The organism is Staphylococcus sp. M0911 (assembly GCF_003491325.1).
In the GTDB taxonomy this organism is placed as follows: domain Bacteria; phylum Bacillota; class Bacilli; order Staphylococcales; family Staphylococcaceae; genus Staphylococcus; species Staphylococcus warneri_A.
In genome coordinates this window covers 1674473-1695865 of sequence record NZ_CP022881.1, presented here as the reverse complement: position 1 = coordinate 1695865, position 21393 = coordinate 1674473, and the positions used below count along the sequence as shown (strand labels likewise).

20 protein-coding genes are annotated in these 21393 nt (G+C 33.3%); 17 read left to right on the top strand and 3 right to left on the bottom strand.

All coding sequences use genetic code 11. The annotated features are described in order from the left end of the window. The first annotated feature begins 226 nt into the window (after window positions 1-226). Window positions 227-478 (top strand): DUF2129 domain-containing protein, encoded by a 252-nt coding sequence (locus tag ssp1_RS08170; RefSeq protein WP_002450661.1) that lies wholly within the window; start codon window positions 227-229, stop codon window positions 476-478. 22 nt (window positions 479-500) lie between these two features. Here ssp1_RS08170 and ssp1_RS08165 read toward each other — a convergent pair whose 3' ends face one another. Continuing rightward, window positions 501-890 (bottom strand): DUF7147 family protein, encoded by a 390-nt coding sequence (locus ssp1_RS08165; protein ID WP_002450660.1) that lies wholly within the window; start codon window positions 888-890, stop codon window positions 501-503. A 68-nt stretch (window positions 891-958) separates the two neighbouring features. Between ssp1_RS08165 and rsmD the strand changes: the two genes are divergently transcribed. Together rsmD and coaD are read left to right on the top strand one after the other, a co-directional pair. Then, on the top strand, window positions 959-1501 hold the full coding sequence (gene rsmD / locus ssp1_RS08160) for a 16S rRNA (guanine(966)-N(2))-methyltransferase RsmD (RefSeq protein ID WP_075778524.1): 543 nt from the start codon (window positions 959-961) through the stop codon (window positions 1499-1501). A gap of 1 nt (window position 1502) precedes the next feature. After that, window positions 1503-1988 carry a pantetheine-phosphate adenylyltransferase gene (coaD, locus tag ssp1_RS08155; protein WP_075778525.1) on the top strand — a complete coding sequence of 162 codons (486 nt, stop codon included), beginning with the start codon at window positions 1503-1505 and terminating at the stop codon, window positions 1986-1988. A gap of 52 nt (window positions 1989-2040) precedes the next feature. Here coaD and ssp1_RS08150 read toward each other — a convergent pair whose 3' ends face one another. Beyond that, entirely contained in the window at window positions 2041-3183 is a 1143-nt protein-coding gene (locus ssp1_RS08150; RefSeq protein ID WP_075778526.1) for a nucleotidyltransferase, read from the bottom strand. A 126-nt stretch (window positions 3184-3309) separates the two neighbouring features. On the opposite strand from ssp1_RS08150, the gene ssp1_RS08145 reads away from it, so the two are divergent. The 5 genes from ssp1_RS08145 to pheT all read left to right on the top strand — a co-directional run bounded on the left by ssp1_RS08145 (window position 3310) and on the right by pheT (window position 8985). Then, entirely contained in the window at window positions 3310-3864 is a 555-nt protein-coding gene (locus tag ssp1_RS08145; RefSeq protein WP_002450656.1) for a YceD family protein, read from the top strand. 78 nt (window positions 3865-3942) lie between these two features. Further along, window positions 3943-4116 carry a 50S ribosomal protein L32 gene (gene rpmF, locus ssp1_RS08140; RefSeq protein ID WP_002442221.1) on the top strand — a complete coding sequence of 58 codons (174 nt, stop codon included), beginning with the start codon at window positions 3943-3945 and terminating at the stop codon, window positions 4114-4116. Window positions 4117-4328: 212 nt separating this feature from the next. After that, the gene (locus tag ssp1_RS08135; RefSeq protein WP_075778527.1) at window positions 4329-5069 is read left to right on the top strand and encodes a TrmH family RNA methyltransferase; all 741 of its coding nucleotides are present in this window, start codon (window positions 4329-4331) and stop codon (window positions 5067-5069) included. 455 nt (window positions 5070-5524) lie between these two features. Beyond that, entirely contained in the window at window positions 5525-6583 is a 1059-nt protein-coding gene (gene pheS, locus ssp1_RS08130) for a phenylalanine--tRNA ligase subunit alpha (protein ID WP_049423882.1), read from the top strand. Next, window positions 6583-8985, top strand: coding sequence for a phenylalanine--tRNA ligase subunit beta (gene pheT / locus ssp1_RS08125; RefSeq protein WP_075778528.1), 2403 nt, complete (start codon window positions 6583-6585; stop codon window positions 8983-8985). The genes pheS and pheT overlap by 1 nt, the downstream gene beginning before the upstream one ends. 71 nt (window positions 8986-9056) lie before the next feature. Here pheT and rnhC read toward each other — a convergent pair whose 3' ends face one another. Beyond that, window positions 9057-9986, bottom strand: coding sequence for a ribonuclease HIII (gene rnhC, locus ssp1_RS08120; RefSeq protein ID WP_107535867.1), 930 nt, complete (start codon window positions 9984-9986; stop codon window positions 9057-9059). A 316-nt stretch (window positions 9987-10302) separates the two neighbouring features. Here rnhC and zapA point away from each other — a divergent pair, with 316 nt between their 5' ends. The 9 genes from zapA (at window position 10303) to sdhB (ending at window position 21324) form a co-directional block, all read left to right on the top strand. Then, window positions 10303-10569 carry a cell division protein ZapA gene (gene zapA, locus ssp1_RS08115; RefSeq protein ID WP_002450651.1) on the top strand — a complete coding sequence of 89 codons (267 nt, stop codon included), beginning with the start codon at window positions 10303-10305 and terminating at the stop codon, window positions 10567-10569. Further along, window positions 10570-11091, top strand: coding sequence for a CvpA family protein (locus tag ssp1_RS08110; protein ID WP_107535866.1), 522 nt, complete (start codon window positions 10570-10572; stop codon window positions 11089-11091). It abuts the gene before it with no gap. 78 nt (window positions 11092-11169) lie between these two features. Then, entirely contained in the window at window positions 11170-12882 is a 1713-nt protein-coding gene (polX, locus tag ssp1_RS08105; RefSeq protein ID WP_107535865.1) for a DNA polymerase/3'-5' exonuclease PolX, read from the top strand. Between the two features lie 9 nt (window positions 12883-12891). Continuing rightward, the gene (locus ssp1_RS08100) at window positions 12892-15240 is read left to right on the top strand and encodes an endonuclease MutS2 (protein ID WP_075778532.1); all 2349 of its coding nucleotides are present in this window, start codon (window positions 12892-12894) and stop codon (window positions 15238-15240) included. A 171-nt stretch (window positions 15241-15411) separates the two neighbouring features. Then, window positions 15412-15726 carry a thioredoxin gene (gene trxA / locus ssp1_RS08095; RefSeq protein ID WP_002450647.1) on the top strand — a complete coding sequence of 105 codons (315 nt, stop codon included), beginning with the start codon at window positions 15412-15414 and terminating at the stop codon, window positions 15724-15726. A gap of 136 nt (window positions 15727-15862) precedes the next feature. Then, complete coding sequence (gene uvrC / locus ssp1_RS08090; protein WP_107535863.1) at window positions 15863-17647, top strand: excinuclease ABC subunit UvrC; 1785 nt, start codon at window positions 15863-15865, stop codon at window positions 17645-17647. A gap of 406 nt (window positions 17648-18053) precedes the next feature. Continuing rightward, window positions 18054-18668, top strand: coding sequence for a succinate dehydrogenase cytochrome b558 subunit (locus ssp1_RS08085; protein ID WP_002450645.1), 615 nt, complete (start codon window positions 18054-18056; stop codon window positions 18666-18668). Window positions 18669-18721: 53 nt separating this feature from the next. Next, complete coding sequence (gene sdhA / locus ssp1_RS08080; RefSeq protein WP_002450644.1) at window positions 18722-20488, top strand: succinate dehydrogenase flavoprotein subunit; 1767 nt, start codon at window positions 18722-18724, stop codon at window positions 20486-20488. Next, the gene (gene sdhB, locus ssp1_RS08075; RefSeq protein WP_002450643.1) at window positions 20488-21324 is read left to right on the top strand and encodes a succinate dehydrogenase iron-sulfur subunit; all 837 of its coding nucleotides are present in this window, start codon (window positions 20488-20490) and stop codon (window positions 21322-21324) included. Before sdhA ends, sdhB begins: the two co-directional genes overlap by 1 nt. Window positions 21325-21393 lie beyond the last annotated feature (69 nt).

Below are 21393 nucleotides of genomic sequence, written 5' to 3'. Positions count from 1 at the left end.
CCTCCTTAAGTTATTAAAGTAATATTAACAGATATCAGTTACATATGGAAAATGAAGTGCGTATTGAAATAGAATGTGTTAACAATCAAATAAATGACAAGATATTTAGCGAATTAAATGTGTTTCCAAATGCCATTCTCTAGTTTATATTAGAAAGTGATTGTTATTTCATAAAATTTAAACTCATGATATGATAAAAACTGTATATCAAATGGAGTGAAGAGAGATGAACTTAGTTCCTAGAGTAAGCCTCGTCGTTTACTTAAAACACATTAAACACGAGAGACAAATTAGAAAATATGGGCACATCGTTCATTCTAATAGACAACGTAAATACGTCATTATGTATGTTAATGAGAATGAAGCGGATGATGTTGTAAATAAATTAATGAAATTAAAGTATGTAAGACATATCGATGGATCACCTTATCGATTTTTAAAGAAAACCTATGAAAAAGAAAAACACGAAGTTCTATAACTCGTGTTTTAGATGACGTATTTTATTGTAACGGTGGAATCCATCGTTGAAGTCTTAGCACACTAATTAAATAATTAAAATATAAGTCATTGTCATGAAATGCTTCAGGTGGTTGAACGTCTATGCCTAAAACTGGAATATCATAGGCTTCGGCCTTGTTGTTAATCATTTCAAACTTTTTATTGCTATCAGGATAAGGATATTTTACTGCATTCATCATCATGTACATTGCTTGAAAATAATTACCTTCGGTTGGTTGCATGACAATAGCGACAGATGATAATTGTTTCTCAGTTTGTGGTGAATGAAAATAAATAATTTTATCAATGCGTGAATGGTTATAGTCGATCAGTGTAGTAAATTCAAACAAATCTGTTAAACCTTCGCCCAAGACAATAAATGATTGTTTCATATGTTAAATCAGTCTCCTTTTAAGTCAAATTATATTAAATTACATAGTGAAATGGAAGTGTGAATGGAATGCGTGTGATAGCAGGAATACATAAAAGTAAAGCGTTAGAAAGTTTAGAAGGTCGTAATACTAGACCAACTATGGATAAGGTCAAAGAAGGCATCTTCAATAGTTTACATGAAGTATCAGGTCTTGGTTTAGATTTGTTTGCCGGTAGTGGTGCCCTTGGTATTGAAGCCTTATCTCGGGGTATGGAGAAGGTCATTTTCGTAGATCAAAACTTTAAAGCAGTTAAAGTAATCAAATCAAATCTTAAACAACTCGATTTGATGTCACAATCAGAAGTCTATAAAAATAATGCAGACCGAGCTTTGAAAGCATTAGCTAAAAGAGACATACAATTCGATTACATTTTTCTAGATCCACCATATAAAAAAGGTTTGATTGATGAAGCATTAAAAAGCATTACAGAGTTTAATTTACTAAAAGAAAATGGTATTATCATTTGTGAGTTTAGTAATGATGAACATATTCAAAGCGCACCGTTTAAAGAAATAAAAAGATATCATTATGGTTTGACAGATACTTTGTTATTAGAAAAAGGAGAATAATATGAATAAGACGAAAGCAGTCATTCCCGGGAGTTTCGATCCAATTACATATGGTCATTTAGATATTATAGAAAGAAGTGCAGATCGTTTTGACGAAATACATGTTTGTGTTTTAAAAAATAGTAGCAAGGGTGGCACTTTCAATTTAGAAGAACGTATGGATTTAATTAGGGGTTCAGTAGCACATTTATCTAATGTGGAAGTCCACCATTATAATGGTTTGTTAGTAGATTTTTGTAAGCAAGTAGGTGCAAAAACAATTATCCGAGGTTTGAGAGCGGTAAGTGATTTTGAATATGAACTACGATTAACATCTATGAATAAAAAGTTAAACAGTGATATCGAAACCATGTATATGATGACTAGTACGAATTATTCATTTATTAGTTCGAGTATAGTTAAAGAAGTAGCAGCATATAAAGCTGATATTTCAGAATTTGTGCCAACCATTGTAGCAAAAGCCTTAAAAGAAAAATATCATATATAATAAAAATTGTACTGTTATATAATGCGAATCACATTATGTAACAGTACATTTTTTAAGATTTGATAACTGGTGTATTGAAATCATCATCAGATTGTTCGGTCATAAGATTATAAATATGAGTTGCTTTAATTTCAATTGGAAAGTAAGCGGAAGATGATTGATTGATATTTGTAATAAAATGACGTTCTGGGAACTGATGTTTCAGGTATTTTAAATATGCTCGACCATTTTCATTCATACCTAATATTCTAGCGGCATAGATATTATGGTTAATATCAGTTTGTTGAATGTTAAGTAAAATGTTCATTAATATACGCTGGATATGCGTATAAGTGTATCGTTTCGTTTTGACTTTAGTTAACAAATCTTTAAATGAGTGTGCATCCTTAATCATAGAGATTAATCGATTTTCCAATCCTTCACTCATAGTGTATATAGTTTTAAGTGTTGACGTACGTTGTGTTAACAATTGATATTTTATATAGGGAAAGGCGTGCTCCACAGTTGTGAATTGTGAATGATATAATGATTTAATTGCCCCTGGTACAACATTTTCCCAGTCAGAGTGATGGTGAATGATAGATTGGCGTATGGATGATCCACTGGCAAATTGTTGATGTTGAATTGTTTGCTCGCGATGCTGTGCTGTATCACGACGAATCGTAATGGCTTCAATTTGAGGTGCGAACTGCTGAATCCCTTTTAAATATCCAATACTTAGAATATTATTAGGTGATTGTAAAATATCATTCGTAGATTGATGTTGGATTAATTCGTTAATGATTCTAGGATAACTTTTACCTTCTTTTAATTTTGATTTAAAGGCATCACTATTTTCCAAATCAAGAACCTGTTGCGCTGCTTCTTTTAAGGCATTAATATTTCCATGTTCACTTCCAAATGATATGGTATTGACATCTAAATAATCAGCCAATTTAATTGCCATTTCACCAAAATAATCACCCGATGAAAGGCTAGCAATGGTAGGAAGTTCAACTACTAAATCAACAGCTGATAGGGCCATTTGAGTACGAATGAATTTATTAAATAAAGCGGGTTCGCCTCGCATGACAAAGTTGCCACTCATGAAGGCAATGGATACATCTGTTTGGGATAGTAATTTGGATTGTTGTGCATGGTATAAATGCCCGTTATGGAATGGATTATATTCAGATATAATGCCAACACTTTTCATTTGCAATTCGTCCTTTCAGAATTCATTATTAGTATTGTAACAGAAGTACGTATGTTAAGAAAAAATCTTGACATATTATACTGAGAAAGTTAAAATAAATTTTGTGCTTGTTAGAGGTGAAGCCATATGAAATGGTCAATAACACAATTAAGAAAATATCAAGGTAAACCATTTGAGTTTAATCAAACGGTGAATTTTGAACATTTAAAAGAATCATTAGATCTTATCGATCTTTCTGAAATCAATGTTGAAGGTCAATTAACTGTTAAATCAAACGAAGTTATTGCAGATATGCATATCACTGGTACTTATACGATGCCGTGTGCACGTACATTAGTACCTGTTGAAGTACCGCTAGATGTCGAAACTTCCGAAGTGTTTGATTTAGAAGGCAGTGATTATTATACCGACGAAGAAGAGCAGGATGAGCATTATCATTCAGCGACTGACGGTATGATTAACATTAAAGATATTGTTGAAGATTTTGTCATTATCGAGAAACCGATGAGAGCATATTCAGACAATAGCAATCAAATGTTAACTGAAGGCAATGGTTGGGAAGTGATTGATGAAGATGAATTCGAGGAACTTGTTCAAGACCAAGAAGATGATGATTCAGACAGAAAGCAAGTTGATCCAAGGCTTCAGAAATTACAACAATTATACGATAAAGACCAATAGCAGTTTAATTAATGATATAATATTGTTAAATAAACTGATATCATTTAATGATGTGTTTAATTTTAAGGAGGATAAATCATGGCAGTACCTAAAAGAAGAACGTCTAAAACAAGAAAAAACAAACGTCGTACTCATTTCAAAATTTCAGTACCTGGTATGACTGAATGCCCAAGTTGTGGCGAATACAAATTATCTCACCGTGTTTGTAAAAACTGTGGTTCTTACAATGGTGAAGAAATCGTATCTAAATAATTTTAGATATCAATAAATATCCTAATTGGAATAGTCATTTCAATTAGGATATTTTTTATTTATTATCATATATTTAACAGGATAAAATACTTTAGTTGCTTTTACAGTAAATAACATAATCAAATCATGGACTCACTTTCTTTATTTAAAAAAGTAGCTCAATCATATACAATTAAATTGAATAAGAAATCATCATATTGGAGATTAGATATATGGAACAAATTACATCGGCACAGAATAATAAAATTAAAAATGCGAATAAATTAAAGAAAAAGAAAGATCGAGATAAAACAGGATTAGCGCTTATAGAAGGTGTACATTTAATTGAAGAAGCTTATCAAAGCGGGTTAGTAATTGTACAATTATTCGTTGTTGATCCAAGTAGAACTGATAGTGACTTAATTGAATATGCCAATGAAACATTTGAAATCAATTTAAAGGTAGCTGAATCATTATCTGGAACTGTAACGCCTCAAGGCTTTTTTGCTGTCATCAAGAAACCGGATTATGATGTAACAACAGCCAAACAAGTATTATTAATTGATAGAATACAAGATCCAGGGAATCTAGGGACTTTGATTCGTACGGCAGATGCTGCAGGAATAGATCTGATTGTAATGGAAAAGGGAACAGCAGATCCTTATCAAGATAAAGTGTTACGCGCCAGTCAAGGAAGTGTATTTCATATTCCAGTTATATCAGAGTCTTTACAGTCGTACATTAATACCTTTAATGGTCCTGTTTATGGTACTGCATTAGATAACGCAGTAAGTTTTAAAGAGATAGAAGCACAAGAGACATTTGCATTGATTCTTGGTAATGAAGGTGAAGGTGTAGATCCTGCACTATTAGAACATACTACGCAAAATATAACGATTCCAATATATGGACAAGCTGAAAGCTTAAATGTAGCCATTGCGGGGAGTATCTTGTTATATCAACTCAAAGGGTAATTTATAGACATTAAATGATAAATCTGATTTTCATAATGTGCTATGGCGCGATTGTAGGTTGACCCTATATATCTAAATCGTCTATAATGAATGATGAATTCATAACAATAAATATTAACTGATATAAAAGTGAATCATTAGCCTATAAAAAGACTTAAATTAATGTATAAAGTTGTATAAGGGAGAATAATCGTGACTGAAAGTTATTCCAACTTTGATTAGTTTTTTTCATCTTTTTGGCTACTTAAAGAGATTTAAGTCGGAGTACGTCTTCGTTAGCAACGTATACAAGTGTATGCATAAGCATAAATTTGGGTGGTACCACGGAAGGCTTTCGTCCCAGTTATCGGGCGAGAGTCTTTTTTATTTAATGAAATAAAATAAGAGAAAGCAGACTGGGATATTAATAAATGTCTTAGTTTAAAATATCTATTGGCACTAAGGAGGAAGTTAAAATGACTCAAAATGATCATATGAGTGAATTAAAACAACAAGCGTTAGTTGATATTAATGCAGCAAATGATGAAAAAGCATTACAAGATGTCAAAGTAAAATATTTAGGTAAAAAAGGTTCAGTAAGTGGTTTAATGAAAAATATGAAAGACTTACCAAATGAAGAAAAACCAGCATACGGACAAAAGGTAAATGAATTAAGACAAACGATTCAACAAGAATTAGATGAAAGACAAACGATTTTAGCCAATGAAAAGTTAAATCAACAACTTGCTGAAGAAACAATCGATGTGACATTACCTAGCCGCCAAATAGAAATCGGCTCTAAACATCCATTAACACGTACGATTGAAGAGATAGAAGATTTATTCCTAGGTCTAGGTTACGAAATTGTTGATGGTTATGAAGTTGAACAAGATCATTATAATTTTGAGGCATTAAACTTACCTAAATCACATCCCGCACGTGATATGCAAGATAGTTTTTATATTACGGAAGAGACTTTAATGAGAACGCATACGTCTCCAGTACAAGCACGTACTATGGAACAACGTAATGGACAAGGTCCAGTGAAAATCATTTGTCCAGGTAAAGTATACCGTCGTGACTCAGATGATGCGACGCATAGTCATCAATTTACACAAATTGAAGGTTTAGTTGTAGATAAAAATATTAAGATGAGTGATTTAAAAGGTACATTAGAATTATTAGCTAAAGAATTGTTCGGTGCAGATAGAGAAATTCGTTTACGTCCAAGTTACTTCCCATTCACTGAACCCTCTGTAGAAGTTGATGTATCATGTTTTAAATGTAAAGGGCAAGGTTGTAATGTATGTAAACATACAGGCTGGATTGAAATTTTAGGTGCAGGAATGGTGCACCCTAATGTATTAACAATGGCAGGGTTTGATGCTAATGAATACTCTGGATTCGCGTTTGGTATGGGACCTGACCGTATCGCTATGTTGAAGTACGGTATTGAAGATATTCGACACTTCTATACAAACGATGTGCGATTCTTAGATCAATTTAAGGCTGTAGAAGATAGAGGTGAAGCGTAATGTTAATTTCAAATGAATGGTTAAAAGATTATGTTGACGTTGAACAAAATGTTCAAGATTTAGCTGAACGTATTACACGTACTGGTATCGAGGTAGATGATTTAGTTGATTTAACAAAAGATATTAAAAACTTAGTAGTAGGCCATATTATATCTAAAGCATCTCACCCTGATGCTGACAAATTAAATATTTGCCAAGTTGATATTGGTGAGGAAGCACCTGTACAAATTGTTTGTGGGGCACCAAATGTTGATGAAGGACAATATGTCATTGTTGCTAAAGTGGGGGGCAGATTACCAGGTGGCATTAAAATTAAACGTGCTAAATTACGTGGGGAACGCTCTGAAGGTATGATTTGTTCATTACAGGAAATTGGTATTTCAAGTAATGTTGTGCCTAAAGCGTTTGAAAATGGTATTTTCGTATTCCCAGAAGCAATGACACCGGGTACAAATGCATTGGACGCATTGTATTTAAATGATCAAATTATGGAATTTGATTTAACACCAAACCGTGCAGACGCTCTAAGCATGGTCGGTACAGCTTATGAAGTTGCAGCACTATACGACACAAAAATGACTAAACCAGAAACAAATAGTAATGAAGAGACTAACTCTGCAATGGACGAATTGCAAGTGACAGTAAAAAATAGTGATAAAGTTCCATACTATAGTGCTAGAATCGTTAAAAATGTCACTATTGCACCATCGCCAATATGGATGCAAGCACGTTTAATGAAAGCAGGTATCCGACCAATCAATAATGTCGTTGATATTTCTAACTACGTACTATTAGAATATGGACAACCGTTACACATGTTTGACCAAGATCAAATTGGTTCAAATCATATTGAAGTTCGCCAAGCACATCAAAATGAAACGATGACAACTTTAGATGATCAAGAAAGAACATTACTTGAGTCAGATATAGTTATAACAAACGGACAATCTCCAATTGCACTTGGTGGTGTGATGGGCGGTGACTTTTCAGAGGTTAGCGACAAAACGACAAATGTAGTTATAGAAGATGCTATATTTGATTCAGCATCAATTCGTCATACATCAAGACGTTTGAATTTACGTAGTGAAGCATCAAGTCGATTTGAAAAAGGTATTGCTACAGAATTTGTCAACGAAGCAGTGGATCGCGCATGTTATTTATTAGAAACTTATGCGTCAGGTCGTGTACTTAAAGATCGTGTAGCTGAAGGAGATTTAGGAGCTTTCATTACACCGATTCAAATTACAACAGATAAAATTAATCGTACAATAGGATTTAACTTATCTACTGAAGAAATTAAAAATATCTTTGAACAATTAGGGTTTGAAACTGAAACTCAACAAGATGAGCTTACTGTTTATGTACCATCAAGACGTAAAGATATTTCTATCAAAGAAGATTTGATTGAAGAAGTTGCCCGTATATATGGTTACGATGAAATTCCATCAACGTTACCAGTATTTGAAGATGTTACGAATGGTGCACTAACTGATCGTCAACATAAAACAAGAACAGTTAAAGAAACCATTGAAGGTGCAGGTTTAAACCAAGCGATCACGTATTCACTCGTGTCAAAATCACATGCGAAAGACTTTGCATTACAAGATAGACCGACTATAGAATTATTAATGCCAATGAGCGAAGCACATTCAACTTTACGACAAAGTTTATTACCACATTTAATCGAAGCGGCTGCGTATAATGTTGCACGTAAAAATCAAGATGTTAAATTATACGAAATTGGTCGTGTATTCTTCGGTAATGGTGAAGGTCAATTGCCTGATGAAGTAGAATATTTAAGTGGTATTATGACAGGTGAATATGTTGTAAATCAGTGGCAAGGTAAAAAAGAAGCTGTTGACTTTTACTTAGCTAAAGGTGTCATTGACCGTGTAGCACAAAAACTCAACTTAAATTTTGAATATCGTGCTACTGAAATCGATGGTTTACATCCTGGAAGAACTGCGATGGTATCTTTAAATGGTAAAGATATTGGTTTCATTGGAGAATTGCATCCTACAGTAGCTAATGATAATGATTTAAAACGCACATATGTCTTTGAATTGAACTATGGAGAAATGATGAATGTATCAGTAGGCTATATCAATTATCAACCAATACCTAAATATCCTGGTGTATCTCGTGATATTGCATTAGAAGTTGAACATGATGTACCTGCTTCTGAATTAACAAATACGATTCATCAACGCGGTGCTGATATTCTTCAAGATACACTTGTATTTGATGTTTATGAAGGTGAGCATTTAGATGAAGGTAAAAAATCAGTTGCTATTAGATTGTATTATTTAGATACTGAGAATACTTTAACAGATGAACGTGTAACGAAAGTACATGATCAAATCATCGAAGCATTAAAAGCAAAAGGTGCTACAATTAGATAATTAAATATAAAAAGAAACGGCAAGTTCTAATGTTTGTACAAATAGAACTTGCCGTTTTAATATACATAAATTTATTGATATTTTTTATTCACTAAAGTTTGTGCTTTTTCTCTATTTTTAAAATGTTGTTTTGAAATAGCGTCGAGTTGTTCGATACCTAATTTTTCAATGAGTTTTGCAGCGAATAAATCGACTTTATTGCTAGCACCTTTAGGTACATCCATTTTAATTGATTTAGACATTTGATCCATATGTTTAACAAATGCATATCTAGAGATAATACTCGCAGCTGCGATAGCTAATGACTTAGATTCACCCTTCGTTTCAAACTTTGTTTTATTTGGGAAAGGTAAATCGGACAAGGCATAACGTTGATAAACACCACGTTCAGCAAATTGATCAATCACAATATAATCTAAAGCATGCGTATCAATTTTTTGAACAACATTAGCGATTGCTTGATTATGTAAGACTGCTTTCATTTTCACCTGTGACCAACCTGCACGTTGGCGCTCATTATATTTAACGTTATCAAGTGTGAGCAGCGAATGTGGAATGAATGTCACAAGTTGTTCGGCAAGTTCGACGATTTTAGCGTCGGTTAACTTTTTAGAATCATCTACACCCAATTCTTTCAATATTTTGACGTGATCCTTTGTGACATATGCAGCACATACTGTGAGAGGACCAAAATAGTCACCGCTACCAGCTTCATCACTACCAATACAGTTATATTGATTATATTTAATCGAAGAAGTTGCGTTTTTAGATATTGAAGAAGTTGAAGTTGAACTACTTTTGTCAGGTAGCAATTGTTGTGCAACTATTTCAGCATTTTTTCCTTGAAACATCACTTTTCCAGAATTGTAAATATTGATCACAGCATTATTATGTTTTGCTCGTGCTTTCATACCCTGGGGTAATTGGGATGTATCAAATTTAATCTTAGACATTAATGATTGAATCTCAGTTGTTGTTAGTTTATGGACAACATTTGCCATATATCGTTAGACCTCTCTTTGTTAAATTCTTTTCATAATAATTAAATGATATCATAACATTTATTACCTTAGAATGATGACAAAATGAAAATATTTTTTAGTTTATAAGACTCAAGCTCTAAATGAATATAAAGTTATTCTTTATCATCTCACTACTTACAAAATAAAGATGACTCATGTATAATGTTTAATGATAAGTAAATGTATAAAACCAAACATTAATATTATGTTATGTTCAAAATAATATAGAAACATGATTTTGGTTAAATTAAACACAGAAACGGAATAATTTAATTAAAAGTCAGGAGATATCGATATGGGTGAGTTTAAGAATAGGATAAATGTTACAATCAACGATCAACATTTCACAATAATCGGCGATGATAGCCCGGAACATATAAGACATGTTGCACATTTAGTGGATGAAAAAATGAAAGAATTAGGACGAAAATCTGCAGGTTTAGATACCACTAGAAAAGCGATTTTAACAGCAGTGAACGTGATGCATGACAAAGTGAGTTTAGAAGAAGAAAATCGTCGATTACAACACGAATTAGATCAAATTAAGCAACGAGAAGACTAGATGCTATTAGATATCGTTGTACTTATTATATTATGCTATGTTTCAATTGTTGGATTTCGACGGGGATTATGGCTTTCGAGCATTCATGTGATATGTACGCTTGCATCGTTATGGATTGCGCAACAATTTTATCGAGAGATTGCGCAACGATTAATTGTTTTTTTACCATTTCCAAAGACAGTCGCATTTGATACGCAATATGCAATTCATTTTAATCATTTACAGTATCGTTTTGAATCAATAATTGCTTTTATTGTGATTGCTATTAGCTGTAAGTTGATTTTATATCTAATCATCGTCACATTTGATAATATAGTGGCATATCAACCTTTAAATATCATAAGCCGCACTTTAGGTATTGTATTAAGCCTATTCATCGGTGTGATTATCATACAAATATTGACGTATATCATAGCGTTATATCCTAATACAATGCTACAAAGTCAATTAGGGCATTCATTACTTGCCAAGCAAATTTTATTGCATACACCTTGTGTTTCACAAATGATTTTAAATTTATAAAGAAAATGATATTGAGGTCAGGACAGACAATTTGAAAAATGAGAAATGTCCTGGTCTTCTTTTTATGGAGAGATGTATATGACTAAAAAAGATGTGATTCAATTACTAGAAAAGATTGCTACCTATATGGAATTAAAAGGAGAGAATGCCTTTAAAGTATCAGCATATCGTAAGGCAGCACAAAGTTTAGAAGTAGACGAAAGACCGTTAGATGAAATAGAAGATGTAACAGAACTTAAAGGTATCGGTAAAGGTGTAGGCGATGTGATTAATGAATATAGACAAAATGGTCAGTCTACAGCTTTAGAAGACTTACAAAAAGAAGTCCCAGAAGGATTGGTACCATTATTGAAAATACAAGGTTTAGGTAGTAAGAAAATTGCTAAATTATATAAAGAATTAAATATCACTGACAAAACGTCATTACAAGAGGCTTGTGAAGCAGGAAAAGTCAGTGAATTAAGCGGTTTTGCGAAAAAAACTGAACAAAATATCTTAGAAGCAGTCAAAGCGTTAGGAGCTAAGAAAGAAAATTATCCTATTGATCAAATGAGAGGACTTAATCATCAAATTATTGATTATATTAGTCAGCTAGATGACATAGATCAATATGCTTCGGCAGGTAGCTTTAGAAGATATAAAGAACAAAGTAAAGATTTGGATTTTATTATAAGTACAAATAACCCTGAAAAAGTTCAACAACAATTATTGGAAATCCCTAATAAGGTAAAGGATGTTGCAGTTGGGTCAACCAAAGTATCTGTAGAATTAGAGTACGACGATGAAACGATTGGTGTTGATTTTAGATTAATTGAACCTGCAGCTTTTTATCACACATTACAACATTTCACAGGTTCAAAAGATCATAACATTCGAATTAGACAATTAGCAAAAGCACAAGAAGAAAAAGTGAGTGAGTATGGCATTGAAAAAGCCAATGGAGAATTACTTCAATTCAATAGCGAGGCGGAGATTTATGAACATTTCGGTGTATCGTGGATTGAACCTTCAATACGTGAAGATGGCAGTGAATTTGATAAAGATTTAAGTCAGATTATACAACTCGACGATATTAAAGGTGATCTTCACATGCATACTACTTATAGTGATGGTGCATTTTCTATTAGAGATATGGTTGAGGCTAATATTGCTAAAGGTTATGAATTCATGGTTATTACAGATCATTCACAAAGTTTAAGAGTAGCCAATGGTCTACAAGTTGAACGCTTACTTCGCCAAAATGAAGAAATTAAGCAATTAAATAAAGAATATGATGAGATTGATATATACTCTGGCATTGAAATGGATATATTACCGGATGGTTCTTTAGATTATGATGATGAGATATTGGCACAACTAGATTATGTTATTGCAGCCATTCATCAAAGTTTTAATCAATCAGAAGCGGAAATTATGCAACGTTTAGAAAATGCTTGTCGTAATCCATATGTGCGTCATATTGCTCACCCAACAGGTCGCATTATTGGACGTCGTCCCGGTTATGAACCTAATATAGAAAAGTTAGCGCAATTAGCTGAAGAAACAAATACCATATTAGAAATCAATGCAAATCCTAAACGTTTAGACCTAAATGCACAAACCGTACGCCAATATCCAAATGTAAAGTTAACTATTAATACGGATGCGCATCATGTTGATCATTTAGAATTTATGAAATATGGTGTTGCTACTGCTCAAAAAGGATTTGTAACTAAAGATCGTGTGATTAATACGATGTCTAGAGAAGCATTTAAATCATTTATTAAAGACAATAAAAAATTGAAGAAATAGAGGGATTGCATGAGACAAAAAACATTAGACGTCTTAGAATTTGATAAAATAAAATCATTTGTAGCTAACGAAGCTATTAGTGATTTAGGACGTGAAAAAGTCGCAGAAATGTCTCCAGCAACAGATTTTGAAACTGTAGAATTTCAAATTAATGAAACAGATGAAATATCACAAATTTATAATAAACATCGATTGCCAAGTTTAAGTGGCCTATCTAAAGTAGCACAGTACATTCACCGTTCAACTATTGGTGGTGTGTTAAATGTGACCGAATTAAATGCGATTAAACGCTTAATTCAAGTTCAAAATCAGTTTAAGACATTTTATAATCAATTATTAGAAGAAGATGAAGAAGTTAAATACCCTATCTTAGATAGTCAAATGGCACAGTTACCAATTTTAACGGATTTATTTAAGGACATTAATGATAAATGTGACGCCCATGATTTATACGACCATGCTAGTTACGAGTTACAAAGTATTCGAAGTAAAATATCAAGTACAAATCAACGAATTAGACAGAATTTAGATCGAGTGGTTAAAAGTCAGGCTAACCAAAAGAAATTATCAGATGCGATTGTAACTGTTCGAAATGATAGAAACGTCATTCCAGTAAAAGCGGAATATAGACAAGATTTTAATGGTATTGTTCATGACCAATCTGCCTCAGGTCAAACATTGTATATAGAACCATCATCTGTAGTTGAAATGAATAATCAAATTAGTCGCTTGCGTAATGATGAGGCAGTTGAACGTGAACGTATATTAGCTGAGTTGACTTCGCAAGTCGCTGTAGAATCAGATGCATTATTATTAGCTGAATCGATAATGGGACATCTTGACTTTTTAATTGCAAAAGCAAGATATGCCCGTGCGATCAAAGGTACGAAGCCTACATTTCATAAAGAAAGAACAGTTTATTTATCTAATGCATATCATCCTTTATTAGATCATAATACGGTTGTAGCAAATACAATTGAGTTTGTAGATGATATAGAAACAGTGATTATCACAGGACCTAACACAGGTGGTAAAACTGTCACATTAAAAACATTAGGCCTTATTATTGTTATGGCTCAATCAGGCATGCTTATTCCAACATTAGATGGTAGCCAGCTCAGTGTCTTTGAGAATGTATATTGTGATATTGGTGATGAACAATCTATTGAGCAATCACTATCAACATTTTCATCTCATATGAAAAATATTGTAGAAATCTTAAAAGAAGCAGATAAAAATAGCTTGATACTATTTGATGAATTAGGTGCTGGAACAGATCCGAGTGAAGGTGCTGCGCTTGCTATGAGTATATTAGATCATGTAAGGAATCTAGGTGCACTCGTGATGGCAACTACCCATTATCCCGAACTAAAAGCATATAGTTATAACCGTGAAGGTGTGATGAATGCAAGTGTTGAATTCGATGTGGAAACGTTAAGTCCAACATATAAGTTATTAATGGGTGTTCCAGGGCGATCTAATGCATTTGATATTTCAAAAAAATTGGGCTTGAGCCTTAATATTATTAATAAAGCTAAAACAATGATTGGTACAGATGAACAAGAAATTAATAATATGATTGAATCATTAGAGAAAAATTCAAAACGTGTGGATGAACAACGTATTGAATTAGATAGATTAGTTAAAGAAGCACAGGCGACACATGATGAGTTAGCAAAACAATATCAACAATATCAAAATTATGAGAAATCATTGATGGATGAAGCGAAAGAAAAAGCAAATCAACGTGTCAAATCTGCTACAAAAGAGGCAGATGCTATTCTTAAAGAATTAAGAGAACTTAGAGATCAAAAAGGCGCGGATGTTAAAGAACATGAACTTATTGATAAGAAAAAGCAACTTGATGATCAATATGAAGCGAAATCAATCAAACAAAATGTTCAAAAACAAAAATACGATAAAATCCAAGCTGGTGATGAAGTTAAAGTATTATCATATGGTCAAAAAGGTGAAGTGCTAGAATTAGTTGGAGAAGAAGAAGCAGTTGTTCAAATGGGAATATTGAAAATGAAATTACCAATTGAAGATTTAGAAAAAATGAAAAAGAAAAAAGAAAAACCAACTAAAATGGTTACAAGATCTAACAGACAGACAGTTAAAACTGAACTTGATTTAAGAGGATATCGCTATGAAGATGCTTTAATTGAATTAGATCAATATTTAGATCAAGCTGTTTTAAGTAATTTTGAACAAGTTTATATTATTCATGGTAAGGGTACAGGAGCATTACAAAAAGGTGTGCAACAACATCTAAAAAGACATAAAAGCGTGAAGACATTTAGAGGTGGTATGCCAAGTGAAGGTGGATTTGGCGTTACCGTTGCATCCCTAAAATAGATAATCGTCTTAGAAATATGCTTAAATGATGATGTTTCTATTTGAGGACACTTCTACAAATGGCTTTAAAAATTTGATTTTTTAAACGAGCATAAGCAGATTGCAATGCATTACCTTATAAATTCTGTTATAATTTGCTCATCATTTAAAAATTAAGGAGGATTGGCAATTATGGCAATCGTAAAAGTAACTGATTCTGATTTTGATAGTAAAATTGAATCTGGTGTTAAATTAGTAGATTTCTGGGCTACTTGGTGTGGACCATGTAAAATGATCGCTCCAGTTTTAGAAGAATTAGCAGGGGACTATGAAGGTAAAGCAGATATCTTAAAATTAGATGTAGATGAAAACCCATCAACTGCTGCTAAATATGAAGTAATGAGTATTCCAACATTAATCGTATTTAAAGACGGACAACCAGTTGATAAAGTAGTAGGTTTCCAACCTAAAGAAAACTTAGCAGAAGTATTAGACAAACATCTATAAGAATATAGAACCTGAGACTGGGGCATTTTCATAAATGCTCCAGCTTTGTTTTGTGTATGTATATATTAACGTGCCCATTAAGAATGGATAAGAGCATGTTTGGCTAATAAAAATTTTCGAAGAGAGGAGGACGTAGATGGAGACGTATCAAGAAAAAATTAAAACAAAACTAAATGTAGTGCCATTAGAGCCAGGGTGCTATTTGATGAAAGATCGTAATGATCAAGTGATTTATGTTGGTAAAGCTAAAAAACTACGTAATCGATTACGTTCTTATTTTACGGGTGCGCATGATGCTAAAACAACTCGCTTAGTAAGTGAAATTCGTAATTTCGAGTTTATAGTGACATCAAGTGAAACAGAATCCTTACTTTTAGAATTAAACTTAATTAAACAATACCAGCCTCGTTATAATATTTTATTAAAAGATGATAAAAGTTATCCTTTTATCAAGATTACTAAAGAAAAACATCCAAGATTAATTGTAACTAGAACCGTTAAAAAAGGGACTGGCAAATATTTTGGTCCATATCCTAATGCTTATTCCGCACAAGAAACAAAAAAATTATTAGATCGTATATATCCATTTAGAAAATGTGATAAAATGCCAGATAAATTATGTCTTTATTATCATATTGGTCAATGTATGGGCCCGTGTGTGTATGATATCGATTTAGATAAATATGCACAAATGACAAAAGAAATTAGTGATTTCTTACATGGTGAGGACAAAACAATATTAAACCATTTACAAGAACGTATGGAAAAAGCGAGTGAGTCTCTCGATTTCGAACGTGCAAAAGAGTACCGTGATTTAATCCAACATATTCATAATCTCACTAAAAAGCAAAAAATTATGTCAACAGATAATACGATTCGTGATGTCTTTGGTTATAGCGTGTCGAAAGGTTGGATGTGCATTCAAGTCTTTTTCATTAGACAAGGGAATATGATTAAAAGAGATACTACGATGATTCCAATTCAACAAACTGAAGAAGAAGAGTTTTATACCTTTATCGGTCAATTTTATAGTTTAAACCAACATATATTACCGAAAGAAGTACATGTGCCGAAACACTTAGATAAAGACATTATTCAATCGGTTGTTGATACGAAAATTGTACAACCTTCTCGTGGTGCGAAAAAAGAAATGATTGATTTGGCAAATCATAATGCAGAAGTTTCGCTCAATAATAAGTTTGAATTGATTGCTAGAGATGAATCTAGAACGATCAAAGCAATTGAAGAACTTGGTGAAAGAATGGGGATCCAAACACCTATTAGAATCGAAGCATTCGATAATTCCAATATACAAGGTGTGGATCCTGTATCTGCGATGGTAACTTTTGTTGATGGTAAACCAGATAAAAAGGGCTATCGTAAATATAAAATTAAAACAGTTGAAGGTCCTGATGACTATAAATCAATGAGAGAAGTTGTTCGACGCCGATATACTCGTGTACTAAATGAAGGTACACCTTTACCTGATCTCATCATTGTCGATGGAGGTAAAGGACATATGAACGGCGTTATGGATGTACTTGAAAATGAACTAGGCTTAGATATACCAGTGGCTGGATTACAAAAAAACGATAAGCACCAAACGTCCGAGTTGTTATATGGTGCAAGTGCAGAAATCGTACCTTTAAAGAAAAATAGTCAAGCCTTCTATTTACTTCACCGCATTCAAGATGAAGTGCATCGATTTGCCATTACATTCCATAGGCAGACGAGACAGAAGACAGGACTTAAATCCGTGCTTGATGATATCGATGGTATCGGAGCGAAACGGAAAACGAAATTATTAAGAACATTTGGCTCGATTAAGAAAATGAAAGAGGCATCATTAGAAGATTTAAAAAAATCTGGACTTCCGGAAAATGTTGCAAAAAACTTACAACACGCACTTCAAAACAAATAAAATTTCAATTTTTGGACATGAGAATTATTCTCATGTCCAAAAATGCTTTAAATAATGTTACAATATAGTTAACAAAAGGCTATTTTTTTAAAGTTGTTTGGAAGCGTTTTCTAATTGAGAATTGTTATCAATCATGTAGGGTTACATGAATTGCTATAGTACAGACATTCTACGACATCATTATATGAAATCTATAACATGACTAGCCCTTTTCTTTTTTATGCCATACTTGTTTTCTTTTTAACTTTGATTAGGATGCTTCCAAAGTATCTAAAGTTAATCAATGGAGACGAGTACCAAATAAAGAAGTAAAAGAAGCTAGTATTTTATATGGTTTTTTACGGCAGTTTACATACAACTTTTTAATTTTAGTCAATTAATTAAATGTTTACAGGGGGGACTCCTTTTGGCTCAATCAAAAAATGAATTCTATCTAAGACGAATTCACTCGTTATTAGGTATTATCCCAATCGGTGCATTCTTAATTGTTCACTTATTGGTCAATCATCAAGCAACACAAGGGGCGGAAGCTTTTAACAAAGCATCAGGTTTTATGGAATCATTACCATTCTTATTGGTAGTTGAATTTGTATTAATCTATATTCCGCTGTTATATCATGGTTTATTTGGATTACACATTGCATTCACAGCAAAAGAGAATGTTGGACATTACTCTTTATTCAGAAACTGGATGTTCTTCTTCCAAAGAATAAGTGGTATTTTAGCCTTTATCTTTATCGCAATGCACTTATGGCAAACACGTCTACAAAAGGCATTCTTCGGTAAAGCAGTTGATTATAATATGATGCACGAAACGTTACATAATCCATTGTGGGCTATTTTCTACATTGTTTGTGTTATTGCAGTTGTATTCCACTTTTCTAACGGATTATGGTCATTCTTAGTAACATGGGGTATTTTACAATCTAAAAAATCACAACGTGTCTTCACATGGGTATCGTTAATTGTATTTTTAATCATTTCTTATATCGGCGTTTCAGCTGTCATTGCATTTATGTAAAGAATACACATTAACTAGTCTTAGTTTTAATATTTCAGGGGAGTGACATTTCTATGGCAGAGAAAAAAATTATTGTTGTCGGTGGAGGGCTTGCCGGTCTGATGTCAACAATTAAAGCAGCAGAAAAAGGTGCACATGTAGATTTATTCTCATTAGTACCTGTAAAACGTTCGCATTCAGTTTGTGCCCAAGGTGGTATTAATGGTGCGGTAAATACTAAAGGTGAAGGTGACTCACCTTGGATTCACTTTGATGATACTGTTTATGGTGGGGACTTCTTAGCTAACCAACCACCTGTAAAAGCAATGGCTGAAGCTGCGCCTAATATTATTCATTTATTAGATCGTATGGGTGTAATGTTTAGTAGAACGAATGAAGGCTTACTTGACTTCAGACGTTTTGGTGGTACGTTATATCACAGAACAGCATTTGCCGGAGCAACAACAGGTCAACAATTACTATATGCATTGGATGAACAAGTTCGTGCTTATGAAGTAGATGGATTAGTAACGAAATACGAAGGTTGGGAATTCTTAGGTATAGTCAAAGATGACGACAATACTGCTAGAGGTATTGTTGCACAAAATATGACGACTTCTGAAATTCAATCATTTGGATCAGATGCTGTAATTATGGCTACTGGTGGTCCTGGTATTATCTTTGGTAAAACAACTAACTCAATGATTAACACAGGTTCAGCAGCATCAATCGTTTATCAACAAGGTGCTATTTATGCTAATGGTGAATTCATTCAAATTCATCCTACTGCTATTCCTGGTGATGATAAACTACGTCTAATGAGTGAATCAGCACGTGGTGAAGGTGGACGAATTTGGACATATAAAGATGGTAAACCTTGGTACTTCTTAGAAGAGAAATATCCTGACTATGGTAACTTAGTACCTCGTGACATCGCGACACGTGAAATCTTCGATGTATGTATTAACCAAAAATTAGGTATCAACGGTGAAAACATGGTTTACCTTGATTTATCACATAAAGATCCACATGAGTTAGATGTTAAACTTGGTGGAATTATCGAGATTTATGAAAAATTCACTGGTGACGATCCACGTAAAGTACCAATGAAAATCTTCCCAGCAGTACACTACTCAATGGGTGGATTATATGTAGATTATGATCAAATGACAAATATTAAAGGTTTATTTGCAGCAGGGGAATGTGACTTCTCACAACATGGTGGTAATAGACTTGGTGCTAACTCATTATTATCTGCTATTTATGGTGGTACAGTTGCAGGTCCAAATGCAATTAAATATCTTGATGAAATCGAAACTTCATACACTGATCTAGATGATAGTATCTATGAAGCACGTGTTAAAGAAGAACAAGAACGTTTCGATAAATTATTAAACATGCGCGGTAGCGAAAATGCTTATAAACTTCACCGTGAATTAGGTGAAATCATGACAGCAAACGTAACTGTTGTGCGTGAAAATGATAAATTGTTAGAAACAGATAAGAAAATTCAAGAATTGATGAAGCGTTACGAAGATATTGATATGGAAGATACACAAACTTGGAGTAACCAAGCCGTATTCTTCACACGTCAATTATGGAATATGCTTGTACTAGCACGTGTAATCACTATCGGAGCTTATAACCGTAACGAATCGCGTGGTGCACACTACAAACCAGAATTCCCAGAACGTAATGACGAAGAATGGTTAAAAACAACTATGGCTCACTACCAAGGTAGAACTGAAGCGCCTAAATTCACTTATGAACCAGTTGATATTAGCTTAATTCCACCACGTAAACGTGATTACACTAGTAAGTCTAAAGGAGGTAAAAAATAATGGCTGAACAATCAGTAAAAGACACTCCAGAAACTCAAGGTAATCAACCAACAGAAGAACAAAATAATCAACCTAAACAAAAAACGGTTAAATTGATTATTAAACGTCAAGATGATAGCGAATCTAAACCATATGAAGAAACATTTGAAGTTCCTTACAAAGAAAATTTAAATGTTATCGCATGTTTAATGGAAATTAGACGTAACCCAGTTAATAGTAAAGGTGAAAAGACAACGCCTGTAACTTGGGATATGAACTGTTTAGAAGAAGTATGTGGTGCTTGTTCAATGGTGATTAATGGCCGTGCAAGACAATCATGTTCTGCTATCGTTGATCAATTAGAACAACCTATACGTTTAGAACCAATGAGTACGTTCCCAGTTATTCGTGACTTACAAGTTGATCGTTCAAGAATGTTTGACAACTTGAAACGTATGAAAGCTTGGATTCCAATTGATGGTACGTATGATTTAGGTCCAGGTCCTCGTATGCCTGAGAAAAAACGTCAAACAGCTTATGAATTATCTAAATGTATGACTTGTGGTGTTTGTTTAGAAGTTTGTCCTAACGTCACTCAAAAAAATGATTTCGTTGGTGCGCAAGCCATCTCTCAAGTACGTTTATTCGACTTACATCCAACAGGTGCTATGACTAAAGATGAACGTTTAGATGCTTTAATGGGTGCAGGTGGATTACAACAATGTGGTAATTCACAAAACTGTGTGAATGCTTGTCCAAAAGGTATTCCATTGACTACATCTATTGCAGCAATGAACAGAGAAACATCATTCCATATGTTTAAATCATTCTTCGGCTCTGATCACAAAGTTGACTAATATTGAATTGTTAGCGGTACTCCACATAGGAGTGCCGCTTTTTTGTGTATTGATTGATAAAATAGCATT